We start from the raw sequence: 8,066 nt of genomic DNA, 5'->3' as shown, positions 1-8,066 counted from the left end.
TTCGGCTGTTAACCGAAGGGTTGTTGGTTCGAGCCCAACTCGGGGAGTGAATGAGACCTGCAGGGATCCTGCAGGTCTTTTCGTATATTGAGTTGCCCTGTGTGATGTGATACAATAAGGCGTAGCTACTGTAAACGATGAAGGAGAAAAGAAAGATGAATGAAAGTTATACCAGTTTTGCCCAGGTATATGACATGTTCATGGACAACGTGGACTATCCTGCCTGGAGCAAATATCTGATTCAGCTTTTAAAAGAATATCAGGTGGAAGACGGACTGGTGCTCGATCTTGGCTGCGGAACGGGAAACATGACCGAGCTGCTCGCCAAAGAGGGCTACGATATGATCGGCGTGGACAATTCTGAGGATATGCTCGAGATTGCCAGTGAAAAACGCGCCGAGTCCGGCTTAAACATTTTATATCTGCTTCAGGATATGCGGGAATTTGAGCTCTACGGAACCGTGAAGGCGGTTGTGAGCATCTGCGATTCTATCAACTATATTCTGGAGGAAGATGATCTGCGGGAAGTATTCTCACTCGTCAACAATTATCTGGATCCGAAGGGCATGTTTATTTTTGATCTGAATACAAAGTATAAATATGAACAGATGGGTGAGACTACGATTGCGGAAAACCGCGAAGAGGCAAGCTTCATCTGGGACAATTACTATGACCCGGAGGAAGAAATCAACGAATATGAGCTCGCCATTTTCATCCCGGAGGGAGAAGATTCCGATCTGTACCGTAAATTTGAGGAGGTACATTATCAGAGAGCGTACGATCTTGCGACGATCTGCCGCTTATTGGAAGAGGCAGGCATGGAGTTTGTAACGGCCTACGATGCATTCACAAAGGATGCGCCGAGACCGGAGAGCGAACGTATTTATGTCGTAGCAAGAGAAAAAGGAAAAAGTGAGAAATAGGAGAGAAACATGGATTATATTGTAAGAGCAACAGCGGCAGACGGACAGATTCGTGCGTTTGCAGCGACAACAAGAGAAACCGTAGAGACAGCACGCCAGGATCACAACACGAGCCCGGTTGCAACCGCAGCGCTGGGCCGCCTTCTGACGGCAGGTGCAATGATGGGCGTTATGATGAAGGGAGATAAAGACCTTCTGACCCTGCGCATCCATGCCGGCGGACCGCTGAACGGCATTACCGTAACAGCAGATTCCAAAGGAAATGTAAAAGGTTACGTCGGAAACCCGGACGTCGTGATTCCGGCCAACAAAAAAGGAAAACTTGACGTGGCAGGTGCTGTCGGCGTCGGATTCATGGATGTCATCAAAGACCTGGGACTGAAAGAGCCGTACGTCGGACAGTGCGTTCTGCAGACGAGTGAGATCGCAGAGGATCTGACCTACTATTTTGCAACGAGTGAGCAGGTTCCGTCCAGCGTCGGACTCGGTGTGCTGATGAACAAAGACAATACCGTCCGTCAGGCCGGCGGCTTTATCATTCAGCTGATGCCGTTCTGCGATGAGAAAGTGATTGAAAAGCTGGAACAGCGTCTGGCAGAAGTTAATTCTGTCACCGCGTTTCTTGATGAAGGGCTGACGCCAGAGCAGATTCTTGAAAAGCTGCTTGGAGATATGGATCTTGTAATCAACGATACCGTGCCAACCCAGTTCTACTGCAACTGCAGCCGGGAGCGGGTATCGAAAGCACTGATCGCGGTTGGAAGAAAGGAACTGAACGAGATGATTCAGGAAGGAAAACCGGTGGAGCTGAAATGCCATTTCTGCAACAGCGCTTATGAATTTTCCACAGAGGATCTGAAGGAATTATTGCGTAAGAGCAAATAACAGTACTGTTTCAGGCGAAACAGAGACTGTGAGAGTTTCTGTTCGCAGAAAATCCGTAAAAAGGAACCAGATAGTGGAGGAAGAAAGAGATGAAACAGGGATTCGTAAAAGTTGCCGCCGCTTCCTGTGCGGTAGTGGTAGCAGATGTCAGAGAAAATACGAGAGTCATTCTGGAAACCATTCATAAGATGGAGGCTGCGGGCGCGAAAGTGATGGTACTCCCGGAGCTGGCTCTCACCGGCTACACCTGTAGTGACTTATTCTGGCAGAGTCAGATGATTGATGCGGCGAAAGAAGGATTAAAAGAAATTGCCGATGGCACGAAAGAGACCGATGCGCTGATTTTTGTCGGACTGCCGTGGGAACAGGGTGGAAAGCTGTTCAATGTAGCCGCTGTGCTTTGTCACGGAGAGCTTCTCGGTGTTGTACCGAAAAAGTATCTGCCGAACTATAATGAATTTTATGAGCTGCGTCATTTTACGCCGGGAAAAGAAGCGGTGACAACAACGGAATTTTTTGGAAAAGAGGTTCCGTTTGGCATGAATCTGCTCTTCCAGTGTGAAAAAATGCCGCGTCTTAAGGTTGCGGCAGAGCTCTGTGAGGATCTCTGGACCCCAAATCCGCCGAGTGTGGCGCATGCGCTGGCCGGTGCGACAGTGGTCGTAAACCTTTCTGCCAGTGATGAAATGGTTGGAAAAGACAGTTACCGGAGAAGCCTTGTGAGCGCACAGTCGGCGCGTCTGATCTGCGGCTATATTTATGCGACAGCAGGTGAGGGCGAGTCGACGACAGATCTTGTCTTTGGCGGACAGCATCTGATTGCTGAAAACGGAACCATTCTTGCCGAGGCAAAACGATTTGAGAATCAGATCATTTGTGCAGATCTCGATGTGGATCGTCTCACAAGTGAGCGCAGAAGGATGACCACGTATCCGGAGCAGAGAACCGATGGGTATCATGTCGTTCGATTCTCCTTGTCAATAGAAGAGACAAAGCTGACCCGTTACTTCGATCCACGGCCATTCGTACCGTCGGATAAGCATAACCGCGATCAGCGATGCGACGAAATTTTAAATATTCAGGCTATGGGACTGAAAAAACGTCTGGCGCATACCCATTGCCAGAGCGCAGTTATCGGTATTTCCGGTGGACTTGACTCGACGCTGGCATTGCTTGTAACGGCAAGAGCATTTGATCTGCTCGGGATTCCGAGAAAGCAGATCCTGTCTGTAACGATGCCGTGTTTTGGAACGACAGACCGTACGTATCAGAATGCATGTGAGCTGACGAGATGCCTTGGCGCAACCTTAAAAGAGATCGATATCAAGGAGGCTGTCAATCTTCATTTCCGTGATATCGGACAGAATCCGGAGAAACACGATGTGACGTATGAAAACGGACAGGCGCGTGAGAGAACGCAGATTCTGATGGATCTTGCCAACCAGTCCGGCGGTATGGTTATCGGAACGGGTGATCTTTCCGAGCTGGCACTTGGCTGGGCAACGTACAATGGCGATCATATGTCAATGTATGCAGTCAATGCATCTGTGCCAAAGACACTGGTGCGCCATCTGGTGCAGTATTATGCGGATACCTGCGGAGAGAAAGCACTTTCTGATATTCTCCTGGATGTGCTTGATACGCCGGTCAGCCCGGAGCTGCTTCCGCCGAAAGACGGTGTCATTTCCCAGAAGACAGAGGATCTTGTCGGACCGTACGAACTCCACGATTTCTTTTTGTACTATATGCTGCGTGTGACGTACGAGCCGCTGAAAATTTACCGTGTGGCGAAACTTGCGTTTGCCGGTGTTTACGATGATACAACAATCCTGAAGTGGTTGAAAACCTTCTACTGGAGATTTTTTGCACAGCAGTTTAAGCGTTCCTGCCTGCCGGACGGACCGAAGGTCGGAAGCGTTGCGGTTTCCCCGCGAGGCGATCTGCGCATGCCAAGTGATGCAAGCGTGAAACTCTGGAGAGAACAGCTTGACCGGCTGTAATCCATCGCATGAGATTCCGGCGCTTCTTCTGGTGCTTGCGATTGACGCGGTAAACTGTTCGGACGATAAGCATTAGAGTGTGTCTGGTTCACAGAATCAAGGATTGACAGATAAGACAACAGAAAAGCAATAGAAAAACAACAGAAAAATGGCTTCGGAGTGAGAACACTCAGGAGCCATTTTTAACTTTATTTGGTTGCAGAAGGATTGCGGGCCTGATCGAGAGCCTGGTCGACTGCCATGACAAGCAGTTCGGAGGTGTAGCGGTTATCCTCGCCGTAAATGAGGCCTTCGGTTGTCTGGTTTACGTAGATCTGACTTGCAATGGAATCGAGTGCAGGCTCCATAAGCGGGTACATAGCGGCCGTGGTCTCGCTTAGGTTATTCATTGAGATTGCGGTAATGCGGTCCTGCTCGACATCGACCTGTATATCGAAGGTCTGGTCACCGAGAGAAATTGTGGAGGTATAGATGCCGGGAATGTAGCGTGCACTCTCGGCAGAACCGGTGGATGAGGCCGCAGGTTTCTTCGCAGACTCCTTTTTTCCGGAACCGAACATAATCAGAAAAACCACGAGCAGAAGGATCGCGAGAGCGAGAAAAACAGTGGTGTAAACCACTTCTTTCATATGTAGTACAATGATTTTCGTTTTGGAACTCATGGGCGGGCACACTCCTTTTTGAAAAACCGTCTGTGAGCGGACGAGGGGCAAACGGACGGGCGTTTTTATTATAATGTATGTAAAAGAGAAATCGTTTATGAAAGAAAGTTTCGTAACATGCAAATTCCGAATATAATCTTTGGACAGTCTTTCTTCTGCCCGAGAATTAGTATATAATGTAATCGGTCACGATAACAGATTTCAGAGAAGAGTTGGGAAAAGAAGAGGGGAAAGATGAAAAAAAGAAAAATCAGAAGTACTATGAGTGTTTTTTTAACTACTTTTTTGCTTCTGCAGATTATATTACTGTTTCTGTACAAATCATTTATTGTTGATATTGCTAAAAAAAACGAGAAAAACCTGGTGGAAAATACACTGCAAATTTATCATAATACGATGGAAAGTGTATTGGAGCGACTTGACGATAACCTGGATCTTTTACTGGGATGTCGGCTGCTTTTGACACAGCTGAATGGAGAAAATAATCTGGAGAAAGTGAAAGCGCAGCATCAAATGCTGCAGATTCTTAAGGAAAGATGTAAAGATACCAAAGAAGCGGATGCCTATGCGATTGTTAATTGCAAAGACAACAGTATTTTGATTCAGAGAAATGGAAATATAACATATGATACAATAAAAGATATCAAAAAGTATCTTCAAAAGCGTAATACGTTTGATAAAACTCCTACATCCGGCTGGACTTCTACTGTCATGGGGGAGCAGGTGTATCTGGTAAAATATTATAATTATGGTGCAAATACGATCGCTGTATTGATATCAGAAAAAAGACTGGACTCTTTGTTAAACTATAATGATATGTCCATCAAAGAGGCAACGTTCTATCTTACAGACAAAAAAGGGAAAATTCTGTGCGGTTCAGGAGAGGATTGGACATATGGAGAAGCGATAGAGAATCTGCAGAAACAGGATCCATCCATCAGTATCTATCGGGGATCTGTTCTGGAAGATGCATATCAGATGTATTACAGCGTAAAATCCTCCGAGTATGCCGCATATTCTACATCCGGTATCGTTATTTTTGGATTTTTAGTACTGTCTTTACTTTTCTTTGGAACAATTGTCTGGTATATGCAAAAAGAAATTTTTCAGCCGATTGCAGACCTGTCCTGGGTTTCCAGAAAAATTCACAGTGGGGATTTCAGGGCAAGAGCGGAATATAATACGAACAGCTACGAAATGGAAGAAGTAAAACAGGCATATAATGATATGGTACAGACGATTCTTGAAATGAGGGTAGAAAAGTACGAACAGGAACTTCGAATGAAGGATGTACAGCTGAAGTATATCCATATGCAATTAAAACCACACTATTTCCTGAATGCTTTATCAACAATCAACAGCATGGTTTATCAGCACGAGGAAGAGAATGTCCATACCTTTATTCAGGCATTTTCACAGAATATCCGCTATATGTTTCGAACCGGTCTGCATACCGTTCCGCTGCAGGATGAAATAAAGAATGCCAGTGGATATCTGGAAATGCAGCGACTTATGTACCGGGATTGCTTTTATGTCTATATGGATATACCGGAAGAAACGCAGCAGTATCCGGTGCCGCAGATGATCCTGCATACATTTTTGGAAAATATATTTAAGCACGTGATCAGTATTGATTCGTTCACTACGGTTCTGATTCAGGCATTGTTGAGCTTTTCGGGGAAGGAAGTTTACTTAAAACTGGAACTATATATATCGCAGGGTCAATTTTCGCAGGAAATACTGGACTTTGTGAATAAAGATATGGAAATAACAGAAAAAGAAGATGGAAGTGGAATTGGAATAAAAAATGTAAAAGAGGTTCTGAAGATGATGTACCAGCAGGATCATCTTCTGTATTTTGAGAATCTGGAACCGGAAGGAACTAAAATAACCATATGGATTCCGAAAACACTGAAATGTACAGATGAGGAGAAAGACGAAGAGAGATGAATTTGCTGATTGTAGATGATGAAATTGTGACAACGCAGGTATTGGAAGAACAGCTGGATCGCGAGTTACTTTCTATTGACCAGATCTATGTGGCCTACAATACTTCTATGGCCAGAGATATTTTGCAAAAAAATAAAGTGGAACTGATTTTATGTGATATTGAAATGCCAAAGGAGAATGGAATTCATTTTCTGAAATGGGTACGAGAACAGAAAATCCAGACAGAGGTTATCTTTCTGACCAGCCATGAAAAATTTGAATATGCCTATGGAGCTGTACAGAATGGTGCGGCAAACTATCTGCTGAAGCCGATTGACATGAATAAAATCAATCAGACATTGCTTCGTGTGACAGAAAAAATAGTCTGGAAACAAAAAACGGAGGAAATCCGGGAATATTGGGAGAGCGGAATAAGAAAGATGGTGCGATATTTCTGGACAAGAGTATTGCTGGAACCCGGTGTGCAGAAACAGGGACTTGAGGAGGAAATAAAGCAGCAGGGGATAGAGGAAGAGATTCAGGAAAAATATTGCGTTGTGATTCTTCATTTTGCCAGTGGAAAACTGGACTTGGGTAAAGAAAAGGGACAGGAATCCATTTATAAATTTGCAATGGAAAACATTCTGGCAGAAGCATTCACAGAAAAAATCAAAATGGAAAATGTGATCTGCTGGGAAGAAAATAAGGGAACCTATCTTGGAATTCTGTCGGAATTTTCGGAAAAGGAGACGAAAGAGAGAGCAGAGCAGGTCAGAAACATATTTGAAAAATATTTTCCGGAGACATTGCAGATCGGATACATTTCCCCGAGTGTTCCTTTTTATGAAGTGGGTCTGGAAAAAGAAAAAATAATGGAATATGACAAAACGCATATTTATGACGAAGGGGAAATAAAGGAATTTATGGTATTGCTTCGAGAAAAGGAGGCGTCCGGACATATTCTGGACGAAGATTATATCCTGCAGTGTCTGAAAAAGGGGTCCAGGGTAAGCACACTGGAATATTTACAAAAAATGCTGCAGCATGTAAAACAAACGATGCATTCCGTAGAAGGATTTCGCAACTTTCAAGTGGAACTGACACAGCTTGTAAGCAAATATCTCCATGATAAAAATGAAAATATGAACAGCGTGATTCATGATCCGATCTATCTGAAACTGGATATGAATGCTGTTAAATCTGAGTTTTCTATGGTGCAGTGGATGACCTGGCTGATGAATAAGGTATTTGACCTGACACAGAAAGAACAGAAGGAAAAAACAGAAAAACGGATCACAGATCAGGTAATTGATTATATCAGAGAACACTATACGGAAGACATCAACAGGAATACGCTTTCAGAGAGGTTCCACTTTTCGCCGGAGTACATTGGAAAAATGTTCCGGAAGGATATCGGAACGTCGTTGAATGATTATATTAATTCCCTGCGTGTGGAAAAAGCGAAGCATTTGTTGGAAAACACCAATACAAAGGTGATTGATATTGCATTGGAAGTCGGATTTGATACGCTTCCGTACTTCTCATCTGTATTTAAAAAATATACGGGACTTTCACCGGCAGAGTTTCGGAAAAGAGAATAGATATCTTAAAAACGAAAGTTTTTGTACTTTTTTGTGTAAGAACTTTCGTTTTTTTTGCGTTATGAT

6 protein-coding genes are annotated in these 8,066 nt (G+C 44.3%); 5 read left to right on the top strand and 1 reads right to left on the bottom strand.

Annotated features, from left to right (window positions below; all coding sequences use genetic code 11):
- Positions 1-155 precede the first annotated feature (155 nt).
- The 3 genes from DW642_RS09265 (at position 156) to DW642_RS09255 (ending at position 3,808) form a co-directional block, all read left to right on the top strand.
- Positions 156-923, top strand: a complete 768-nt coding sequence (locus DW642_RS09265) for a class I SAM-dependent DNA methyltransferase (protein ID WP_117509992.1) — start codon at positions 156-158, stop codon at positions 921-923.
- A gap of 9 nt (positions 924-932) precedes the next feature.
- Positions 933-1,808, top strand: coding sequence for an Hsp33 family molecular chaperone HslO (gene hslO / locus DW642_RS09260; RefSeq protein WP_117509991.1), 876 nt, complete (start codon positions 933-935; stop codon positions 1,806-1,808).
- A gap of 89 nt (positions 1,809-1,897) precedes the next feature.
- Positions 1,898-3,808 carry an NAD(+) synthase gene (locus tag DW642_RS09255; protein WP_117509990.1) on the top strand — a complete coding sequence of 637 codons (1,911 nt, stop codon included), beginning with the start codon at positions 1,898-1,900 and terminating at the stop codon, positions 3,806-3,808.
- Between the two features lie 188 nt (positions 3,809-3,996).
- On the opposite strand, the gene DW642_RS09250 is transcribed toward DW642_RS09255, so the two are convergent.
- Positions 3,997-4,470: a hypothetical protein gene (locus DW642_RS09250; RefSeq protein ID WP_117509989.1), complete on the bottom strand. Its 474-nt coding sequence runs from the start codon at positions 4,468-4,470 to the stop codon at positions 3,997-3,999.
- A gap of 234 nt (positions 4,471-4,704) precedes the next feature.
- On the opposite strand from DW642_RS09250, the gene DW642_RS09245 reads away from it, so the two are divergent.
- Positions 4,705-6,420 carry a sensor histidine kinase gene (locus DW642_RS09245; RefSeq protein ID WP_117509988.1) on the top strand — a complete coding sequence of 572 codons (1,716 nt, stop codon included), beginning with the start codon at positions 4,705-4,707 and terminating at the stop codon, positions 6,418-6,420.
- Entirely contained in the window at positions 6,417-8,000 is a 1,584-nt protein-coding gene (locus tag DW642_RS09240; protein WP_117509987.1) for a response regulator transcription factor, read from the top strand. The genes DW642_RS09245 and DW642_RS09240 overlap by 4 nt, the downstream gene beginning before the upstream one ends.
- Positions 8,001-8,066 lie beyond the last annotated feature (66 nt).

This window comes from Blautia sp. AM23-13AC (assembly GCF_003435675.1).
Lineage (GTDB): Bacteria > Bacillota > Clostridia > Lachnospirales > Lachnospiraceae > Fusicatenibacter > Fusicatenibacter saccharivorans.
Note: the sequence above shows the minus strand (reverse complement) of the source record. Positions and strands in the feature narration are given on the sequence as shown.

What these genes read in the sequence shown, in the direction of transcription:
- DW642_RS09265 (WP_117509992.1), top strand. Translation starts at nt 156, where the DNA reads ATGAATGAAAGTTATACCAGTTTTGCCCAGGTATATGACATGTTCATG.
- hslO (WP_117509991.1), top strand. Translation starts at nt 933, where the DNA reads ATGGATTATATTGTAAGAGCAACAGCGGCAGACGGACAGATTCGTGCG.
- DW642_RS09255 (WP_117509990.1), top strand. Translation starts at nt 1,898, where the DNA reads ATGAAACAGGGATTCGTAAAAGTTGCCGCCGCTTCCTGTGCGGTAGTG.
- DW642_RS09250 (WP_117509989.1), bottom strand. Translation starts at nt 4,470, where the DNA reads ATGAGTTCCAAAACGAAAATCATTGTACTACATATGAAAGAAGTGGTT.
- DW642_RS09245 (WP_117509988.1), top strand. Translation starts at nt 4,705, where the DNA reads ATGAAAAAAAGAAAAATCAGAAGTACTATGAGTGTTTTTTTAACTACT.
- DW642_RS09240 (WP_117509987.1), top strand. Translation starts at nt 6,417, where the DNA reads ATGAATTTGCTGATTGTAGATGATGAAATTGTGACAACGCAGGTATTG.